Source organism: Calothrix sp. CCY 0018 (assembly GCF_963920925.1).
In the GTDB taxonomy this organism is placed as follows: Bacteria; Cyanobacteriota; Cyanobacteriia; order Cyanobacteriales; family Nostocaceae; genus Rivularia.
Genome location: NZ_CAWUDI010000013.1, coordinates 142,897 through 160,850 on the forward strand (window position 1 = coordinate 142,897; position 17,954 = coordinate 160,850).

General features: G+C 39.3%; 20 protein-coding genes and 1 pseudogene. 11 read left to right on the forward strand and 10 right to left on the reverse strand.

Features of this window, described 5'->3' with window-relative positions; translation table 11 throughout:
- The first annotated feature begins 436 nt into the window (after positions 1-436).
- From ACM03V_RS11990 to ACM03V_RS12000, 3 genes and pseudogenes are all read left to right on the forward strand, one after another.
- Positions 437-595: a hypothetical protein gene (locus ACM03V_RS11990; RefSeq protein ID WP_414621011.1), complete on the forward strand. Its 159-nt coding sequence runs from the start codon at positions 437-439 to the stop codon at positions 593-595.
- 821 nt (positions 596-1,416) lie between these two features.
- Positions 1,417-2,433: a hypothetical protein gene (locus ACM03V_RS11995; RefSeq protein WP_414621012.1), complete on the forward strand. Its 1,017-nt coding sequence runs from the start codon at positions 1,417-1,419 to the stop codon at positions 2,431-2,433.
- A gap of 133 nt (positions 2,434-2,566) precedes the next feature.
- Positions 2,567-3,034 (forward strand): annotated as a pseudogene (locus tag ACM03V_RS12000) (hypothetical protein); the annotation flags it as partial.
- A 187-nt stretch (positions 3,035-3,221) separates the two neighbouring features.
- On the opposite strand, the gene ACM03V_RS12005 reads toward ACM03V_RS12000, so the two are convergent.
- From ACM03V_RS12005 to ndhC, 3 genes are read right to left on the reverse strand one after another with little or no spacing between them, the layout of a single operon-like run.
- Positions 3,222-3,746: an NAD(P)H-quinone oxidoreductase subunit J gene (locus tag ACM03V_RS12005; RefSeq protein ID WP_414621013.1), complete on the reverse strand. Its 525-nt coding sequence runs from the start codon at positions 3,744-3,746 to the stop codon at positions 3,222-3,224.
- Positions 3,739-4,476, reverse strand: a complete 738-nt coding sequence (locus ACM03V_RS12010; protein ID WP_414621014.1) for an NADH dehydrogenase subunit K — start codon at positions 4,474-4,476, stop codon at positions 3,739-3,741. Before ACM03V_RS12010 ends, ACM03V_RS12005 begins: the two co-directional genes overlap by 8 nt.
- Positions 4,467-4,829 carry a photosynthetic/respiratory NAD(P)H-quinone oxidoreductase subunit C gene (gene ndhC / locus ACM03V_RS12015; protein WP_414621015.1) on the reverse strand — a complete coding sequence of 121 codons (363 nt, stop codon included), beginning with the start codon at positions 4,827-4,829 and terminating at the stop codon, positions 4,467-4,469. Before ndhC ends, ACM03V_RS12010 begins: the two co-directional genes overlap by 10 nt.
- A gap of 198 nt (positions 4,830-5,027) precedes the next feature.
- On the opposite strand from ndhC, the gene ACM03V_RS12020 reads away from it, so the two are divergent.
- The 6 genes from ACM03V_RS12020 (at position 5,028) to ACM03V_RS12045 (ending at position 7,343) form a co-directional block, all read left to right on the forward strand.
- The gene (locus ACM03V_RS12020; protein WP_414621016.1) at positions 5,028-5,363 is read left to right on the forward strand and encodes a rubredoxin; all 336 of its coding nucleotides are present in this window, start codon (positions 5,028-5,030) and stop codon (positions 5,361-5,363) included.
- A 110-nt stretch (positions 5,364-5,473) separates the two neighbouring features.
- Complete coding sequence (locus ACM03V_RS12025) at positions 5,474-6,484, forward strand: photosynthesis system II assembly factor Ycf48 (protein ID WP_414621017.1); 1,011 nt, start codon at positions 5,474-5,476, stop codon at positions 6,482-6,484.
- A 128-nt stretch (positions 6,485-6,612) separates the two neighbouring features.
- On the forward strand, positions 6,613-6,861 hold the full coding sequence (gene psbE, locus ACM03V_RS12030; protein WP_414621018.1) for a cytochrome b559 subunit alpha: 249 nt from the start codon (positions 6,613-6,615) through the stop codon (positions 6,859-6,861).
- A gap of 9 nt (positions 6,862-6,870) precedes the next feature.
- Positions 6,871-7,008, forward strand: coding sequence for a cytochrome b559 subunit beta (gene psbF, locus ACM03V_RS12035; protein ID WP_096658387.1), 138 nt, complete (start codon positions 6,871-6,873; stop codon positions 7,006-7,008).
- A gap of 9 nt (positions 7,009-7,017) precedes the next feature.
- Positions 7,018-7,137, forward strand: coding sequence for a photosystem II reaction center protein L (locus tag ACM03V_RS12040; RefSeq protein WP_323239233.1), 120 nt, complete (start codon positions 7,018-7,020; stop codon positions 7,135-7,137).
- Between the two features lie 86 nt (positions 7,138-7,223).
- Entirely contained in the window at positions 7,224-7,343 is a 120-nt protein-coding gene (locus ACM03V_RS12045) for a photosystem II reaction center protein J (RefSeq protein ID WP_414621019.1), read from the forward strand.
- Between the two features lie 261 nt (positions 7,344-7,604).
- Here ACM03V_RS12045 and psaI read toward each other — a convergent pair whose 3' ends face one another.
- The 5 genes from psaI to ACM03V_RS12070 all read right to left on the reverse strand — a co-directional run bounded on the left by psaI (position 7,605) and on the right by ACM03V_RS12070 (position 13,807).
- Entirely contained in the window at positions 7,605-7,715 is a 111-nt protein-coding gene (psaI, locus tag ACM03V_RS12050; RefSeq protein ID WP_193920388.1) for a photosystem I reaction center subunit VIII, read from the reverse strand.
- 195 nt (positions 7,716-7,910) lie between these two features.
- Positions 7,911-10,820 carry a hypothetical protein gene (locus ACM03V_RS12055; RefSeq protein WP_414621020.1) on the reverse strand — a complete coding sequence of 970 codons (2,910 nt, stop codon included), beginning with the start codon at positions 10,818-10,820 and terminating at the stop codon, positions 7,911-7,913.
- 832 nt (positions 10,821-11,652) lie between these two features.
- Entirely contained in the window at positions 11,653-11,904 is a 252-nt protein-coding gene (locus ACM03V_RS12060; RefSeq protein WP_414621021.1) for a hypothetical protein, read from the reverse strand.
- A gap of 3 nt (positions 11,905-11,907) precedes the next feature.
- A complete protein-coding gene (locus ACM03V_RS12065) occupies positions 11,908-12,882 on the reverse strand; it encodes a hypothetical protein (protein ID WP_414621022.1) in 975 nt (324 codons plus the stop codon).
- Positions 12,883-13,027: 145 nt separating this feature from the next.
- Positions 13,028-13,807 (reverse strand): RNA polymerase sigma factor SigF, encoded by a 780-nt coding sequence (locus ACM03V_RS12070; protein WP_414621023.1) that lies wholly within the window; start codon positions 13,805-13,807, stop codon positions 13,028-13,030.
- Positions 13,808-13,866: 59 nt separating this feature from the next.
- Here ACM03V_RS12070 and ACM03V_RS12075 point away from each other — a divergent pair, with 59 nt between their 5' ends.
- Positions 13,867-14,097: a hypothetical protein gene (locus ACM03V_RS12075; RefSeq protein ID WP_414621024.1), complete on the forward strand. Its 231-nt coding sequence runs from the start codon at positions 13,867-13,869 to the stop codon at positions 14,095-14,097.
- A 324-nt stretch (positions 14,098-14,421) separates the two neighbouring features.
- Here the strand turns inward: ACM03V_RS12075 and ACM03V_RS12080 are convergent, their stop codons facing one another.
- Positions 14,422-15,264 carry a photosystem II manganese-stabilizing polypeptide gene (locus ACM03V_RS12080; RefSeq protein ID WP_414621025.1) on the reverse strand — a complete coding sequence of 281 codons (843 nt, stop codon included), beginning with the start codon at positions 15,262-15,264 and terminating at the stop codon, positions 14,422-14,424.
- A 979-nt stretch (positions 15,265-16,243) separates the two neighbouring features.
- Here ACM03V_RS12080 and ACM03V_RS12085 point away from each other — a divergent pair.
- Positions 16,244-16,555 carry a hypothetical protein gene (locus tag ACM03V_RS12085; protein ID WP_414621026.1) on the forward strand — a complete coding sequence of 104 codons (312 nt, stop codon included), beginning with the start codon at positions 16,244-16,246 and terminating at the stop codon, positions 16,553-16,555.
- A gap of 137 nt (positions 16,556-16,692) precedes the next feature.
- Here the strand turns inward: ACM03V_RS12085 and ACM03V_RS12090 are convergent.
- Positions 16,693-17,954, reverse strand: a 1,262-nt coding sequence (locus ACM03V_RS12090; protein WP_414621027.1) for a group II intron reverse transcriptase, incomplete at its 5' end; no start/stop codon positions are given.

The window sequence follows — 17,954 nt, forward strand, 5'->3', positions numbered from 1 at the left end:
TAGAATCACCATTTGCGACAAGTTTCATCAGACAAAATTGCCTTGGTGCGAAACTATTATCCAAAATCCCGGACAGCAGCGAGTGGGGAAACCATGCCAGTCCCCTCCCTTGTACTACGGGATGACAACCTACAAGGCTGGCTCCCCATGAGCAGGTGTCCTTTAAATCTAAAATTGGTTCGGTCATCTAGAAACGAATTACCCGCCCCCATAGAGGGTATTACACAATTCACAAGAGAGTTTGTTTGACCTGTAAGAGCCAACATAATCGCCAATCTAACAAAGCACGCCTGAAATTATTATTACTCCGCCGTTGTAATTACTAGCAACGAAGTTTAAATATTAGCAACATGGGAACAAATTGAATTACTAGTTTGCCGTCGAGCGTTCTGCGGTAAACTAGTCCGCGTTCAATTGTTCAACACGTGCGGCTACTTTGACACCACTCAACTCTGAAAATGTACTCGGAGAAACTGCCGATAAACCGAACTGCCCCTACGTAGAATCGGTAACAATTAGCTTGGCAGCCAAACCGCCTGGGGAGGTGGAACCATTACTTTATATTGTAGATAAGGAGGGTACTTCCAGAATGTAGTTCTGGATAGCAATTTGGGTATTTAGTATAGCATCGATAGCAATACTACTAAAAATTACTCACTACTAAGCCAAAAAATCACTTCATTGACTATACCTTTTCCTACAATTGGAACACTTAACCCAAAAGATGAAAGAAGGCTTGAACTTAATAGTGGAACTTTTACACAAGAAGGTTTTTGATAAAAATTCTTGTCTAATTTAGAAAAGAACACAAGCCACTATTTTTGTTCCAACGGACAAGTTAAACTAACACAATTCGCGTATATGTCGTATTCTATTAATGCCTTGCCTTTGTCTCAAATGCCCCCATGATGTGCCAGACGAATCTAGCATTTAGAATGCCCGTAACTTTGACGCACTTGCTTAGTTAAAGTTAAGTCTAGCAATCAACTGCCGAATTCAGATGGCAATATAAAGGTTAATAGAAATACGGTCATATATGTAGTTTACTACGCCGCTATGCAAAGGGAGCAGTTAACCTGACTCGAATCTAAAAAACCGCTCCTACCGTAACCTCATTGTGTTAGGGTTATCTTGCGGTGTAGCCTCTAACTATTTTTCAGCAAAGAAAAATAATTGATTGCAGCTTTAGAAGGCACCTTCGGTAAACACCATAACACATCAAAAGCTTGTAACAAGTTTTGCGATACACAATCTTCGATACATTAAAAAGGAAAATGACCGTAACTTAAAATTTTTGATTCAATCGTTCAACTCAGAAATAATTTTCAATTTTGTGGTTGTGTTTTAGATAAAAACTAAAAATCCTAACAGCAACCTTTAATCCACGTAAAGCAGACTTAAATTGGTAGCAATATTATGTTGGCTCAATTTCAGAGCTTGTATCCTACAGGTAGCCTCACTACTGAATTACTAAAGATTCACCACGGTAAATATATCGTTCGTTCCAGCGTCTCTATTGAAGGCGTAACCCGCGCTACGGGGATGGCCGCCGCTGACACCATTGAAGAAGCAGAAGATAGATCCAGAGCTAGAGCATTAATTGTTTTAGCAATGAAGGGTGAACAACATAGAGCAGAAGTACAGCAGCAAGAAGTTACAGCATCTCCAAATTCAAGTCTAGGGTTAGCTTCAAGTTCTTCTTTAACTACTGCAAAAGCCCGAGTAAACGAACGCTCTACTAACAGCGACTCTACTGAAGTAACGGAAACTTCCGTATCAAACGCTTCACCAGCAAGTTCTACTGAAGTAACGGAAACTCCTGTATCAAACGCTCCAGCCGCAAGTTCTACTGAAGTACCAGAAACTCCCGTATCAAATACTCCACCAGCAGACTCTACTGAAGTACCAGAAACTCTTGTATCAAATACTCCACCAATAGACTCTGCCGAAGTAACACAGACGACCGATGTATCTAGCATTCCCGAGGTTTTTTCGGTAGAAGATGACAGCGATATTTACAGCCAAGACTTTGATAAACCATTACCGCTGCCAACATATGACGAGCCAGAGTTGGATGCACCAGTAGAAAATACGGATATAGACTCCGAGGAAGAACCTGAAGAAGAACCAGCTTCAAGTAAAGCTACCTCCGCAAGCAAAAGCAGTAATGGAAGAACTACCAAAAAAACCACAACTAAGAGAAAGAAGAAGACAGAACCCATTGATTTATCTGACGTAATTGCCAAAACCGACGTTGAAATGGAGCGTTTGAATTGGACTCCCCAGCAAGGAAGGGAATATTTAATCAACACTTACAATAAACGAGGACGTACTTTACTCACCGAAGATGAATTACTTGATTTTCTCCAACATTTAGAATCCATACCCACGCAAATAGAACTTTCCGAAGCAGATCCGTTGGCAGGGTTTTAAAGTTAGGAGTTAGGAGTTAGGAGTTAAGTTTTTATTCTCTCTTTTCTCCCTCCTTTAATCTAAAATCCCTGCACAAAAACATCCGTTGTTAAAATTCAAAATTGAAATGGTCGAAACTACCGATTTATCTTAGTTAATTGCTGAAACCGACGTTGAAATCGAACGTCTGGGTTGGACTCGCCAGCAAGGAAGGGAATTTTTAATTGAAACTTACGGTAAACGAGGACGTGCTTTACTTACCAAAGAAGAATTGCTTGATTTTCTTCGATATCTTAAATATCTACCAACACCAGATAAAGCATTAGATAATTCAACTCCGAGTCAAGTTAATTCACCAAATCAAAATAAAACCGTAAAAGCCAAAACCAAAAGAAATAAAAAAACCGAGCCAATTGATTTATCTGAGGCGATCGTCCAAACCGACGTTCAAATGCAGCGTCTTGATTGGACTCCCCAGCAAGGAAGGGAATATTTAATTGAAACTTACGGTAAACGAGGACGTACTTTACTTACCGAAGAAGAATTACTCGATTTTCTCCAACATTTAGAATCCATACCCACGCCAGAACTTTTAGAAATAGATCCATTGGCAGAGTTTTGAGGTCAAAGGTTAAAGGTTAAAATTATCCTTGTCCCCTTGTCCCCTTGTCTCCTTGTCTCCTTGTCCCCATCTCCCCATCTCCCCATCTCCCCATCTCCCCATCTCCCCATCTCCCCATCTCCCCTCTCAAAAAAAAACACCCCCCGAACCAAATCCGAGGGGTAATTATTGACAAATTCAAATTGCTTTAATAAGCGTCTTGCAATTCATAAAAGTCTGGCGAAACGTAATCTTTACGCAAGGGATAACCTACCCAATCTTCCGGCATTAAAATTCGCTTCAAGTTGGGGTGTCCTTCGTAATTAATTCCGAACATATCGTAGGATTCGCGCTCTTGCCAATCTGCTGTTTTCCAAATCCAGTACACGGAAGGTACGGTCGGATTTTCGCGGGGCAAGAATACTTTTACACGTACTTCTTCGGGTCTGTCAGCATTATCACTGATTTTAGTCAAGTGGTACATACTAACTAACTGCTCTCCGGGACCTAAATCAATGCCGCATTGACACTGGAGATAGTTAAACCCATAAGCATACAAAGCAGTACAAATTGGTAGCAGAAAATCTGACTCTACTTTAATGATTTCGACTCCAGCATGATCTGCTTCTAAAGCCTCGTGAGCAAAGTCGTTTTCAGTTAACCATTGGGAAACTTTACCCGCTTCTACGGGTGACTGTTCCTCAGCTGGTACTGGTTTTGATTCTTCAGCCACGTTCTACCTCCTCAAGATTTTTAGAAGTTAATAAAGCTGGCGGTATTGGCATACCAATGCTTTCGCTTAATTCTTTTGGTGGAGTAGAGCGGGTTTCGGAGCGTAAATATTGACCAGTGAGGATTTCTTCCACCGGCTTCATGCTGTGAGTGGTGCTGTAATAGCGATGAGTTTGTTTAATCAAATCGCGCTCTTGCATGGAATCATCAGCAATCTTTTTCCGCAACTTAATAATCGCATCAATAATCGCTTCCGGACGTGGAGGACATCCAGGTAAATAAACGTCTACCGGAATTAACTTATCTACTCCCCGTACTGCTGTCGGAGAATCGACGCTGAACATACCGCCAGTAATTGTGCAAGCACCCATAGCAATTACATACTTGGGTTCTGGCATTTGTTCGTAAAGACGCACTAATTGGGGTGCCATCTTCATCGTGATAGTACCCGCAGTAATAATTAAATCAGCTTGACGGGGACTAGAACGAGGGATTAAGCCAAAACGGTCAAAATCGAATCGAGAACCAATTAAAGCCGCAAATTCGATAAAGCAGCAAGCAGTACCAAATAACAAAGGCCACAAACTAGAAAGTCGCGCCCAGTTGTAGAGGTCATCAACAGTAGTTAAAATGACATTTTCCGATAATTCTTGAGTAACGTTGGGACGCTGTATCGGATTGATAATACGTTCTTGATTTTTTTCTATGCCTTTTGTATTGTCTAAGACCATTCCAAAGCTCCTTTACGCCATGCGTACACTAGGGCAACTACGAGAATTCCTATAAAAACAAGCGCTTCAATAAATGCGAGCAAACCCAGACGATGGAAGGCAACAGCCCAAGGATATAAGAACACAGTCTCTACATCAAAGACCACGAACACCAGCGCAAACATATAGTAGCGAATATTGAACTGAATCCAGGCTCCACCAATCGGTTCCATGCCGGATTCGTAAGTGGTGCGACGTTCGGGACTGCGACTGCTTGGACGCAGAAGTTTAGAAGCAGACAAAGCTAGTGCAGGCACCAAGCTGCACACTATCAAGAAGCCTAGAAGGTATTCGTAACCGCTTAGGACAAACACAATAAATACAAATCCGTTATTAACGTTAGAAACTTTGTAATTTCACTTAACATTCTTACATTATATCGATTTGACGGTTCTGGAACTTAAGAAACAGAACCATTATAAGATTTGATTACTTTTTGCTTTTCATAGAAATACCCGCCAATTATGTCATAATTTTTAACGTATATTTAAGCTTTGTTCCTAAAGAGAGTTATGAGCGAACAAGTTGTTGAAAGTACTGAGCTAGACCGTTATGAATGTCGTGCTTGCGGTTACGTCTACGAACCGGAAAAAGGAGATGACAGTCATAACATCCCTGCGGGTACTGCTTTTGCAGAATTACCTATAACCTGGCGTTGTCCGGTTTGCACGGCTAAAAAGAAAGCCTTTGAAAACGTTGGTCCTGCCGGGACTGCTTCTGGTTTTTCGGAAAATCTCGGCTATGGACTTGGCGTTAATAAACTAACCCCCGGTCAAAAAAATATCTTGATTTTTGGTGCTTTGGCTCTTGGTTTCTTGTTTTTTATCAGTCTGTATGGCTTAAAATAAAAAGCTACGTATGTAAAGCTGGGCACATAATCTACCATTAGCCACCGAAGCTTTTAACACACCAATTAAGAAAATTAATCAAAAAGTAAACTGATAGAAATGTTGCCAATATGAGAATTGTCAGACGAATATTAGCATTGTTGGCGATCGCCCTTATCTGTTTCGGTTGCAGTAGCGTTCCTTCCATGAGTTACAACCCTTGGGAGGTAATTTCTCTACCTACTGATTCCAAGCTATTTGATATTGCTTTTACCGATGACACCAATCATGGTTTTGTCGTTGGGAATAAATCTACCCTTTTGGAAACAAAAGATGCTGGCGAATCTTGGAATCCTATTGCTTTACAGCTAGGTGATGACAATTACCGTTTTAACGCAATTGATTTTAACGGCAATGAAGGGTGGATAGCTGCGGAGCCTTCCATTTTGCTACACACCACCGATGAAGGCAAAACTTGGACGAGCATTCCTTTGAGCGAAAAATTGCCCGGTAATCCTGTAAACATCGTGGCTTTAGGTAAAAATAAAGCTGAAATGGCTACTGATGTCGGAGCAATATATAAAACCGAAGATGGTGGTAAAAACTGGAAAGCGCAAGTCGAAGAATCTGTAGGCGTTGTACGTAATATTGAACGTTCCGAAGATGGAAGATACATCGCTGTTTCCGGTAAAGGAAACTTTTACTCGACTTGGGAACCCGGACAAAGCGCTTGGGTTCAGCACAAGCGCAATAGTTCTCGCAAAGTAGAAAACATGGGTTTTGCTCAAAATGGGCAAATGTGGATGTTAGCCAGAGGTGGACAGGTACAATTTAGCGAACCAAACAGTTTAGAAGAATGGCTTGATGCTCAATATCCAGAAATATCAACCAGTTGGGGTTTGCTCGATTTAGCCTACCGTACTCCATCCGATGTTTGGCTTAGCGGGGGTAGTGCTAACTTACTCCACAGCACCGACGGCGGAGAAACCTGGGAAAAAGACCGGGATGTAGAAGATGTCGCAACAAATTTTTACAAAATTGTTTTCTTGTCTCCTGAGAAAGGATTTATTATCGGGGATCGGGGCTTTTTATTGAAGTATCAGCCTGATATTGCGCCGCCATCAGAGGTCTCAGAAGCTTAAGATGAATAAGAGGGGAAATTGAGATTGAATAATCATTCTTAATTATGAGAATTTGTTGCAACTTGTAACTGTTTCTTAAGTTTGTAGGATAATAAACACATACTTCAAGTAATGATCAGGTTAAGCAAATGAGTGGAACTACTGGAGAACGTCCATTTGGAGACATTATTACTAGCATTCGTTACTGGGTGATTCACAGCATCACCATTCCTGCATTATTTATTGCAGGTTGGTTGTTTGTTAGCACCGGATTAGCATACGATGCATTTGGGACCCCTCGTCCAGATACCTATTTCACCCAAGAAAGGCAAGAAGTGCCACTTGTGAACAACCGTTTTGAAGCTAAAAATCAAGTTGACGTATTTACTGGAAAGTAGTTTTAAGTTATGACAAATTCAGATAATATCAACCAACCGATACAATATCCAATCTTTACCGTTAGATGGCTAGCGGTTCACACTTTAGCAGTACCCACCGTGTTCTTTTTGGGCGCGATCGCCGCGATGCAGTTTATCCAACGCTAGGAGTTTTTGATGGAGAGAAATACTAATTCCAATAATCAGCCAGTAGAGTTAAATAGAACATCTTTGTTTCTCGGACTACTACTAGTGTTTGTTCTAGGGATTCTTTTTTCCAGTTACTTCTTTAACTAAGTTGACTGGACACCGATTAATCTATTAATTAATCATTTTTTATTTACCGCTACTCGATGTTGTGATTAAGGAGGCAAGTTAATATCATGTCTGGAGGCGGAAAAATTCCCTTGTGGGTTGTCGCTACAATCGCAGGATTGGGCGTAATTACTGTTGTAGGCATTTTCTTCTATGGTGCCTATGCTGGAGTCGGTTCTTCTATTTAAGAAAATCTCGAACCATTCAAACAAAGTCCGATTTTTCGGTGGATTTGATTAGAAATTAGAATTTGAAAACCGCCTATCTATAACAGATGGGCGGTTTTTAATTGGTGGTTATTAAGAAATACAGGTAATGGGGAATGGGGAATAATTTATATTAGCTACGAGATCAAAAATTCTATGGAAAAACGGGCAGGATGCCCATACAACAAGAGTTAGCTGTATTTAAGTGGAATATCCTGCCTGCTTGTTTATTTGAATCGAAATTTAACCGATATCATCGCGTTCCATGTACAACAGCATAAATGCCATTGCTACTGCTGGAAAAACAAGACCAGTCAAAGGGACGAGGACGGATGGCAGAAAAGATGCAGCCATAGTAAAACCTCCTAAAAAATCATATTGCAATTCAAAACGAGCTTACTGCAAATTGCACCGTCATAAAGCAAAATTGTACATATTTGTAACACAACGTCTTTTCATGAAAGTTGTTAATTGTTAATTGTTAGTTGTTAGTGGTTAGTGGTTAGTGGTTATTAACAGCCGCACAGCAAACCCTTTACCTATTACCGCTCACATTCCTAACATTGCATCGAGTTGAACAGCCGGTAAGTCTGGAGGTATTACAGTACGCTGGATAGTAAATTTATGACTTTCCTGTTGGGTGCTTCTATTTATCGCAACCGCTTCTAAACGAATTTCTAAACAACCGAAAGGAACGTTTAGTTTAGTTATGATTTCTAGTTGTTGATTCTTGTTAGGGGTTAAATTAGTCAATAGGTGGAGACCATCGAGTAAATGCCTTGTCTGACAATCTTCCAACCATAATTTAACGGCAAGATGAGGATTTCCCTCTGGTAGACGCACTCGCACGCTAAGCGATTTACCTGAAATAAGTTCCCCTTGCTGTACGTAAAGTTCGGGAATCGGTAAATATTCTAATTTTTGAGTGCTTATTGTCAGTGCTGAGCTTGATGAATTTTCTGTTTTATCATCTGCGGCTGCATCTGGTTGGGAATTTTCCGCATTTAATATATCATCTGCAAAAATATCTGTATCGTCTAATACGATTTCTTGAGCTATTTGAGTTGATGGTGCTGTTATTTGATTGACTTGCCATTGCGAAGAAGTGGAAATCGAGATATAAGGCGATGGTGCTGCTTGTATATCTATTTGTGCTTTTTCTGGCTGTAATACTTGCGAATTATTATCTTGTGGGTTTTGGTAAGAAATTTGTTGCCTTACCTCAATATCGTAGTCTTCGTACTCTACATCAATGGGTTCGGGAACGGTATATCCTTGGGAAAGCATCCACTGTCTAATTAAAGGAGAAGTATTAAGATTTTCTCCTGCAATTAATTCTGAATTGCGGGGGGTAACTGGTTCTTCAAATTCCTCCATATAGTCGTCTTTTTCATCGACTACTAATTCGGCTTGAGAACTATTCTCAATTTGGGAAGATGTTTGAGCTATCTCTTGACTTTCGGTAGCGCTTGTGTGTGTTGATTCCTCATCTCGATCAACATCTTCATCAACTTCTACTAAGCGGCTAGGTATTGATTTTCGTAAGAAAGGAAAACTAGTACCTGTAATAGCTGAACCAGAAAAATTTTCTATGTATCCGTTATTGATGTATTCATCTATTTTCTCTTGATAGCCGGGGACGCTGGGCAATTTTAGTGGATGCGTTACGACTCTCCTACGAAGCTTTCGAGGATCTATACGCGGTGGCAGAGAGTTTTTGGTTGATTTTACCCGTGTTACCGATTGTTGTTCTGGTTTAACTGTTTTTACTAAATTAAAAAGTTCTAAATCCAGAGATGCAGACTCTTCTAAGATTTGAGGTGCATTTTGTGCAAAATATTCTTCTGTAGAGCAAGCAAACTTTTCTAATTCACCTTTCGGATTGGCAACAGTAATCGCCAATAATTCTTTAATTTCTGCCGTAATTGTAAAAGACTGGCTGGCTAATAACTCTACAACTCCCGACTGTGAAAGTGCCCCATATAACTTGACCTCTCCGAGAATTAACTTAGAAGGACATTCTTCGGGAATATTAATTAAAGATGCGATCGCAAACGGTAGCGATTTATTAGGGTTGGGTAGCCGAAAAGATTGTAAGAGTTGAGAATTTTGTGGCGATCGCAATTCAATTTCTACTTCGGCGCTCGTAATTTGTTTAATTTGCGGATCTGTTGTTTCTTTGAGTTGGATAACTCCTTCAAGTGTAATGGTGCTTCCCCAACTTGCAACGTGACTATCTTGATCTAAAGTTATCAGTAACGGTAAAAGCGGTGGGGCTGTAAGTGCATTTTCAATACTGTCATCGGCAAGCAAAGGTTCCGAAGACGGTAAAGCTAACTCCATCAAATTTTGTAAAATTTGCTCTGCTGTATCACCTTTAATTCTTACCGGGTTAGAATTTTGCTTGGTGATAGCCGTTACTTCTTTGCGTAGTGGTTTTTTGTTAACGTCTTTTTTCTTTGATTTTTTTGGCTTTTGTGCCGATTTTTTAACGGTTTTTTCGCTAACGTCTTTTTGATTTGATGTTGCTGTATTACTTTCTAACGATTTTGGAAATGGTTTTTTATTAACAGGTTTATTTGATGTAACGATCGATGCTGTTTGTTTTTCGGCTGGTGAAGCATTAACAGCAATTTCGGGTAAACCTTTAGCCTTTTCTGCTAATTTCTGGGTAGGAATTTCGCTAACAACTTTATTTTGCTCCTTTGATACTTTTGAAGTCGATTTTTGAGTCCGGTTTTTAGTAACAGCTTTTTGTTTATCCTCAGCAGCTCTAAGCGACTCTCGTAATTTGTCAGCAGGTTTTTCGCCCTTCTCTTGATCCGAAACAGCTTTTTTACCAGTATTGGGGGGAGTAGAAGTTAGTTTACCTGTAATACTGCTATTAGAACCAATGTTTGCAGCTGTTTCTATAGAAATAGAAGATATTAATCCAGCATCGTTTGTCTTGAAATCCTTAGAGGAAACTGGATAACGGTTAGATTGAGCATCTTTAATTTTTGATTTAACTAGATTTGTTTGATTTGTTTGTATATCCTCGCTGGCAACTTTATATTGCTTATCGGAATTATGATTTGGTTTTGTTGGCGAAATTATCTTTCCCTCAATAGAAAAAGGTATAACTGCTAAATTAACAGTATATTGCCAAGAAGCACCAAGAAGGTCTGACATTAAATCGCCAGAACATTGTAATTCCCAAAGTCCCGACTTGAGATAAGTAAAGGGAATTATAGCCGTTAAACCTTCTGAATTAACGCGCCGGATTCGTTTTTGAATGCGCCGTATCGGTGGAACTTCCGATGGGGAAGAATGAGTTACCCGCACCTCCACATCAGTATTAGTACGGTTAGAACGAGCAACTACTCGATACCGACCTTCTGTAATTTCTACATTTGGCTTCTCCAGAGGATGCCAAGTACGTTCGCCTTCTTTCTGTATCAGAAATTGCCACTGTTCCATTGTGAGTGATGTCTAAAACTGATAGCAGCCGTAGTATTATTTGGATTGTCTTGCTTGCAAGTTTACCGCACTCAATCTGTAATTGGTTGCATAAATTGTTGTTTTGATTAAAACACAATGCAACTGCTGCCTTTAAGTGTAATTAGATTAGCATTATAATCAGCAATATTTCGTTCAAAGTTATATTGAGTTGCGATTTAGCAGTTTATTACAGCTCGTTCTCAACTGCTCTTTTGCTCTCTTCGATCTGTGTTATGTTTCGTCAGACGTTACGAATACAAATAAGTTCAACTTGAAAAGACGTGTGTTCTTATTCGCCTATTGCAGTCTTGGCTATGTCTGTAATCTTGCTTCTGTGGAAATGTATGACAGCTTACATTCGATTAAAATTTCAGCACAATTGAATCGAGTCAAAGGGAACGGGGAATAGAGAACAGCGAAATAAATAACACTTGTTTAGCATTGTGATAATTACGGTTATACAAAACTATACAAACAATGCAAAATCCTCTCAACTTAAAAGAAGAGAGGTCATTATTAACAGGACTTACGCAAAGCCCCCCAAATTAGCGGGGGGTTGGGGGGATCTTAAATGTTTGGAACAATATATTTTCCATTATTGTTGCGTAAGTCCTAATTAATATTCATTCCAATTAATTGACAAGCTTAGGAACATCCCTAGCCACACTAATTTTTATGGGTAATAAATTCATAGTGTCCGCTGTCTCGCTTTCTGATGGCAGCTAGCGAGCTTTCCGGCTCGCACTACTCAGCATCTTTATTTATGATGTTTAAAATGAATTTGCTTTGATCTTTGATCTAACCCTAAAAACTATATATTACCATCATAACGATGTTGATAATAAGCTAGAATCTGCTTCACCCATTGCCTGGTTTGCGAATTAGAGTTTGAACCGTAATCAATCCATAAACCACCGACTTGGCTTTGATTGTAATCAAATTCTTGAGAAGTTTGAGAGATTAATCCCACTTCTATTCCCTCAACAGAACCTAAATGAGCCGCAATCTCGCGATAGACTGCCAAAGGTAAACCGGCAAATACAATCTTTTCCTTTGTCTCCATATTTTAAGAAGCACCGACAGATGCAGATTTTGGTAACGATGGTAATGTCGAAACAGGATTTTCTGTTGAAGCCGTATCTGGGCTTGCTCCCATAGGTGCTTCTCCAACCATCCTGGCTACTTCAATACCATATTGTTCCAGAATAACAATTGGTTCGGAACCTTCATTCATTTCAATTCTTTTAACAAGTAGTCCGCTTGCTAATCTTTGTCCCGCTTGAACGTAGCGGCTAGTAGGTTCGCTAGGTACTTTGATGATTGCTTGAGGTCGATTGCCTACTTGAACTACCCCCGAAACTAAAACAGCTTGAGCTAACTTCGGTTCTGGTGGTGGCGGTAATACAGGTGCAAGTTCCGGTGGCGGTACTACCCCAGGCATTTGTTGCGGCAAAACAGGTATCTTAGCAGGTACGTTATTCGTTGCGATGCGACTACCGTTAGAGCTAGGTTTGTTGCCTGTTGCTTGCGGATTTCTTCTGTTAGTTCCGCCAAAATTAGAATTATTTGAGCTTCTTCCTCCCGCTGTTGCAGAAATCACCGCACTTCTACGAGGTCTTACCGCAACCCTAGGAGGTCTTCCTGTTGATGCAGTTCCTCTACTAGATGTCGGTAAAGGAGGCAATTGCGGAACAGCTCTTGGTGGCTTACTCGCAGTAGAATCTTCAGGCTTTTTAGTCGCGAACTTGATCGGGGGTATAATCTCGTCAAACGGGTCTGTACGCCCTTTCGCTACTATACCTACTCGTTCTGTAGGATTAGTCGGTTGAATTAAAGTCGAAGGTGCCCGAGCAATAGTAGGTTGCTTAGGTGGCACAACGGGGTTTTTAAACTGTTCGCTTGTCTTGCCTTGGTTGTTTTCTGCCGTTTCGGTGGGGATCGGTTCAACAGTTTGTTGTTCCTCTTCACCAGAACATCCGGCGATCGCCAAAGCTAAAATAGATGCAATAGATGCAATTGTGATTTTTAAATGTCTAGCCATTAGCCATTTTCAATCTTAAGAGGAGAAAATTTGTATAAGTGAAATCAATTTGATTTAAGTTGTATCAAAAGTGAAATCTGATACAGTTATAACCTAATTTTTTTCGGGTCAAGGATTATTTTATACAACATGGTATAGATTTTGATTAATCCTCTGTCGTTACCATCAGATGCTTGAGGGAATTAAGTCCTTTTTTGACTCGACGAGAAACTGTGACTACGCTAATACCAAGTTTTTCAGCTACTTGCTTCTGCGTTAAGTCGTGTAGAAATACAAATTCCAAGACCTGACGGGTTCGGTTTTCTAACTGAAGCAAGGCTTGTTGTAAGCGTAATTGGTCTTCTTGCGCCAGCTGAAAACTGCGGTAACTATGGTCGGGAACCAATTCTGCTAAACTAGCCGAACTTTCGTCTCCATCGTATACAGGCACATCTAAGCTCAAAGGAGCGCGATTTGCCCAAGCTAGTTTAATTTCTTGCCATTCTTCAAGTGAAATAGACAATGCTGCGGCTACTTCAGAGTCGGTCGGTTGACGATTATAAAGTTCGCGCAAGGAACGAGAAACTCCTGCCGATTGCTGCTGTAGAGCCAACCAACGCCTCGGAATTCTAACAGTGACACCTTTATCACGGAGGTAGTGCTGAATTTCACCGCGAATGTAAGGAATCGCGAAGGAACTAAAGGCATGACCTTTGGAAATATCAAATCTTTCGATACCACGAATTAAGCCCAGACAGCCTACTTGAAGTAAGTCATCATAACTTTCGTGGCATTGATTTATCCAATAATAAGCTTCTTTTCTGACAAGTCCAAAATTGAGCTTTACCAGTTGATTGCGAACTTCGGCTGACTGAGATTGCTGATATTCTCGCAATAACTGCCAAATTTCATGCTTAAGTTCTTTAGTGAGTAAGGTAGTAGGCATAGCACCTTGATGATTTATAAAACAAGTATTTAAACTAGAACAACCGTAAATATCTGGAGATGCAGTTTGAAAAGCGTATTGATGTAGAAAACGCAGACGAACATATTCCTCCGTTATTGATACTTAATAACGGACGGCGATCGGACTATGGATCGAAAGGATTAATTGAAAGGACGCGGCTTTTAAGTCAGCAGACTTATGAAGTAGTATTAATGCGATTTTTGAGCTTTGTTTATGTAGTAGCTAAAGGGCTATATATAAAAAAATATACAAAAACACTAGCAACCTGAAACCGAATTATTACGTAATTTAGTTTTTTGAAGTTTTGGCTAAATTTTTGGTAAAAGGTACAACAGTGTAATTGAGTAGATTAGTTAATAAATTTTTTCAGAGAAAATACTTACTATAAAAAGTTTTAGATAAATAAAAAAACAAATCTAAAATCTACATAAAACTATGATTTAACAACAAAGAAAGAAGATAAACGATAAATTAACTTTATAAATCCATAAAAAAAAGGGCTAAAAGCCCTTAATATTAATCAAATTTTCCAGCAATTTCTCTAATCAAGAGCAACTAAGCGATACCGCAGATTTTTTAGATTTTTTCAAAAACTATGACACTGGTTCCACACGAGCGTAGAATAAACCACGAACTTTTACGTCTAAAGGTTCACCAGCACCTAAATCAGTATCGGAAGGTTGATCGCTGACAAAAGTACCAGCAATTTCTCCACTTATACGATCTACTTTGGCAACATTTAAAGAAATATGACCGTTACCACTTTCAACACTCTTCATGTTAGCGCGTCTGAGTCTTTCACTATCTGCTTGGGAAGGTAGCGCAATTGCATTATCATAACCGCTAGCAACACCACGACCTTTAGGATCTAAGAAAGTTGCACCACGATAAGAAGGAACTTTAAAATCTCCTTCAAAATCTGTTGAGGTATTAATGCTAGTTAAATTAGGTTGTGTTTGAGCAACCAAATTCTTCACGGTAAATAAGAAAGGAACCTGTTCCCCACCGGGTAGTTGCACGGTAATAGCTTGGAAATCAAAACCATCTTTCTCTTCAAAAGTCAGGCTACCATCTGAGTTAACTTTCAAATCACCTTGAATTTGGTCGAGAGATGAAGTTTTACGAGTCAACTGTCTCGCACCAATAAATTCAGCTTCTTGTCTTTTGTTAAGAGGTTCTTCTTTAACAAAATAAGCGGTAGGTTCGATACAAAGTTCTTTAATTTCGTAAGATGTGTTTGGCTCGATGGGGATAGAGCCACGACTCGTTTCGGAAAGTAGAGGACATTTATTAGCTAAACCAGTACCTCTAATATCTTCGTAGGTAAGTAAATCTCTACCATCACCACTACTAGCCATATCCGAACCTTGGCTACAAGCTGTTAATAAGCCCAACATTACAGCCATTAATCCAGCTATTAAAGCGCGATACTTCATGATTAACCTCAATGTCAAAAATTAATATTTTTAGTTGTTAAACCAAAAAAAATGATTACGTAGTTAAACGTTTTCAATTCCTAAAGCGATAAGTTTGTACTCGGACTTGTATACATTGCCATTCTTGAGTATCTCAAAATATTGGCGGCGCAATATCCACTATATTTCAAGACCACCAACCATCAAAAGATGTAAGGTCACAAATAATTTTTGACCCCTACTTTGAAAACCAAAAATCTAGCACAACAACTTAATGCAGTCAGATGAAAGCTGAAATATTCAATCCTCAGGGCAAAAGTCAACTAACTTTTATATAACATCCCAACCACCATCTTGATAAGATGCCTGCAACAGCCGTCGCAAGTACATTTGTAATTTTCTTATTTACATTTAGCTACTTTAAGCCAACAGGCAAAAAGTAAAGTAAATGTTTTTTATAGTTATGTTATGACAAAATTTTTTTATAGTTCTCCTTTATTCATCGTAAGTTATGAAATTTTATATTGAGTCAATATCATTCTCTCACAACTTGCCGACACATAGAATATATATTGCAACCCGCATTCGATCGCCGCTCAATTCTCAAATGTATGTAACGATCCGATTTTTATACAAATATTTACATTCCTATAAAAATTTTAAAGATTAGATTGAAAAAAACTGGATTATGTAGATTATTTTTGGAGATAGGGGTTGACAAAGTAACAGTTATACATTCTATTTATGCTTTTTCATCTTAGATGACTTTACAAAGAAAATGTTTAAAAATGTTAAGAGAACTTTTGCCCGAACGTAACTTAACTTAAAGAATAAGCTCCATTCCAGTCCCCAGAGGCATAATTCGTGCAAAATGTTGAAGCTTAATCTTTTTAAGAAGCCTCTTAATCGGCATTTAATTTTGCCATTGCTATAGTTAACCAAAGTTATGGTTTGTCTTTAATCCCAAGTATCACAGTTAAATAATTAACTAATTAATATTATGAGCAACGGTAAAAGTCCCGATTCAGATAAATTATCTTACAAATTGCAAGAAGTTACAGACGCAATTCACGAATACTCTGCCATTTCTCAAGGAGATATTTTAGCTATTTTGGCATTGCTTAGGCAGTTAGAAAAATTGCATCGAGAAATTAGAGACGGTATTTTTCAAGAAAGTTTACCATCAAATCGTCAAGCACTGTACTCGCTTTTAAAAGACATTGAAGCAGAAGGAGGATGGCCTTACATTGAGCGGATGAGGATTCAAAATTTGATGCAGAATTTGGAAAGTATTGACGAAGAAAATAGCTGAGGTTAGGGAGTAGGAAGTAGGTATTAGGGAAAAAAGTTTTGGGGCTTTTAGGGTTGAGTCGATGGAGAGTATTATCTCCCGCACCTCTCAGTTAGATCCGTGCGTACCCGTTTCCGTGTACACGGCTCCCGATATTCTTAAGCTTTACGGCTTTTGCTCATGTGAATATAATCATGGCAAGATTCGTGTATAACCACTAGATTTTTGATTTTCCAGTTGTTATGATTACCATCAATGTGATGTAGGTGTACTCGTTCTTCACTTGTAAACTTTAGATCACATATTGTACATGAATGGTTTTGCCTTTTTAGGGCTTTAGAAGTATGTCCGTCATATAATTTACTGTTGCGTTCACTCCAGTAAGTTATATCTTGGTCGTAGGGAGATTTGTTTCCTTTAACCATGACGTGTTTGTTTTCGGAGTAAGAAACTTTTGGGAACGCTTTATCAAGTAATTTCTTACAGGTATAACGGTCTTGTTTAGTTTCTTTATTAAATACCTTGTAAGTTCTGTGTTGTGTGTGGTATAGCGAAAATCGCGAACCATCCATCTTGCAGAATTTATGGTAGTTTCTCCACCCTCTAATTGTTGGTGCCAGCTTTTCGGCTTTCACCTTAGAACCATAATTCGAGTTGTTGACGATTTTCTTAACTTTCTCACGGAATTTTTTGAAATTCTCCACTGAGGGAGTACTTCTAAATTTTCCGTTGCTTTGTACTTTAAAGTGCCAGCCTAGAAAGTCAAATCCCGAAGTCGCAGCGGTTATCTTTGTCTTTTTCTCACTTACCTTCATTCCTCTATCAGCTAGGAATTGACTGATTTTTTCAAGTATTTCGTTCGCATTATCTTTAGGTCTGAGAATTATTACCATGTCATCCGCGTAACGGATTGATGGCTCGGTGATATCTTTTATTGAAGTACCGTTTGTAATTCTAGCTCCTGCGTTTCGGTGGTATCTATGAATACTTTCAATACCATTTAATGCGATGTTAGCTAGAAGGGGGCTTACCACTCCACCTTGAGGTGTACCTTGTTCTGGAAATTCGGGGTTAATTCCTGCTTTTAGACATCGGAATATTCCCGTTTTAATGCCTTTAGGGGCTGTAAGGTTATCAATTATTGTGGTGTGGCTTATCCTATCGAAGCATTTTTCAATGTCGAGTTCTATGACTCGTTTATTGATTCCATTAACGTTGGAGCTTAGATTGTTGAACAGTTGTCTTTGGGCATCATGTGCCGAACGTCCTGGTCGAAAGCCGTAGCTCTTTGCATGGAAAGTTGCTTCGTGCGCGGGTTCTAAGGCATATTTGGCTAGGCATTGCCAAGCTCTATCTGCCATAGTGGGAATTTTCAGCATTCTGGTAGTTCCGTCCTTTTTAGGAATGGGGATACTACGTA

Coding starts and splice junctions, on each gene's coding strand:
- ACM03V_RS12020 (WP_414621016.1), top strand. CDS start 5,028: ATGAGCGAACAAGTTGTTGAAAGTACTGAGCTAGACCGTTATGAATGT.
- ACM03V_RS12025 (WP_414621017.1), top strand. CDS start 5,474: ATGAGAATTGTCAGACGAATATTAGCATTGTTGGCGATCGCCCTTATC.
- psaI (WP_193920388.1), bottom strand. CDS start 7,715: ATGGCTGCATCTTTTCTGCCATCCGTCCTCGTCCCTTTGACTGGTCTT.
- ACM03V_RS11995 (WP_414621012.1), top strand. CDS start 1,417: ATGTTGGCTCAATTTCAGAGCTTGTATCCTACAGGTAGCCTCACTACT.
- ACM03V_RS12010 (WP_414621014.1), bottom strand. CDS start 4,476: ATGGTCTTAGACAATACAAAAGGCATAGAAAAAAATCAAGAACGTATT.
- ACM03V_RS12045 (WP_414621019.1), top strand. CDS start 7,224: ATGTCTGGAGGCGGAAAAATTCCCTTGTGGGTTGTCGCTACAATCGCA.
- psbF (WP_096658387.1), top strand. CDS start 6,871: ATGACAAATTCAGATAATATCAACCAACCGATACAATATCCAATCTTT.
- ACM03V_RS12055 (WP_414621020.1), bottom strand. CDS start 10,820: ATGGAACAGTGGCAATTTCTGATACAGAAAGAAGGCGAACGTACTTGG.
- ACM03V_RS12085 (WP_414621026.1), top strand. CDS start 16,244: ATGAGCAACGGTAAAAGTCCCGATTCAGATAAATTATCTTACAAATTG.
- ACM03V_RS12040 (WP_323239233.1), top strand. CDS start 7,018: ATGGAGAGAAATACTAATTCCAATAATCAGCCAGTAGAGTTAAATAGA.
- ACM03V_RS12070 (WP_414621023.1), bottom strand. CDS start 13,807: ATGCCTACTACCTTACTCACTAAAGAACTTAAGCATGAAATTTGGCAG.
- psbE (WP_414621018.1), top strand. CDS start 6,613: ATGAGTGGAACTACTGGAGAACGTCCATTTGGAGACATTATTACTAGC.
- ACM03V_RS12075 (WP_414621024.1), top strand. CDS start 13,867: ATGCAGTTTGAAAAGCGTATTGATGTAGAAAACGCAGACGAACATATT.
- ACM03V_RS12065 (WP_414621022.1), bottom strand. CDS start 12,882: ATGGCTAGACATTTAAAAATCACAATTGCATCTATTGCATCTATTTTA.
- ACM03V_RS12080 (WP_414621025.1), bottom strand. CDS start 15,264: ATGAAGTATCGCGCTTTAATAGCTGGATTAATGGCTGTAATGTTGGGC.
- ACM03V_RS12060 (WP_414621021.1), bottom strand. CDS start 11,904: ATGGAGACAAAGGAAAAGATTGTATTTGCCGGTTTACCTTTGGCAGTC.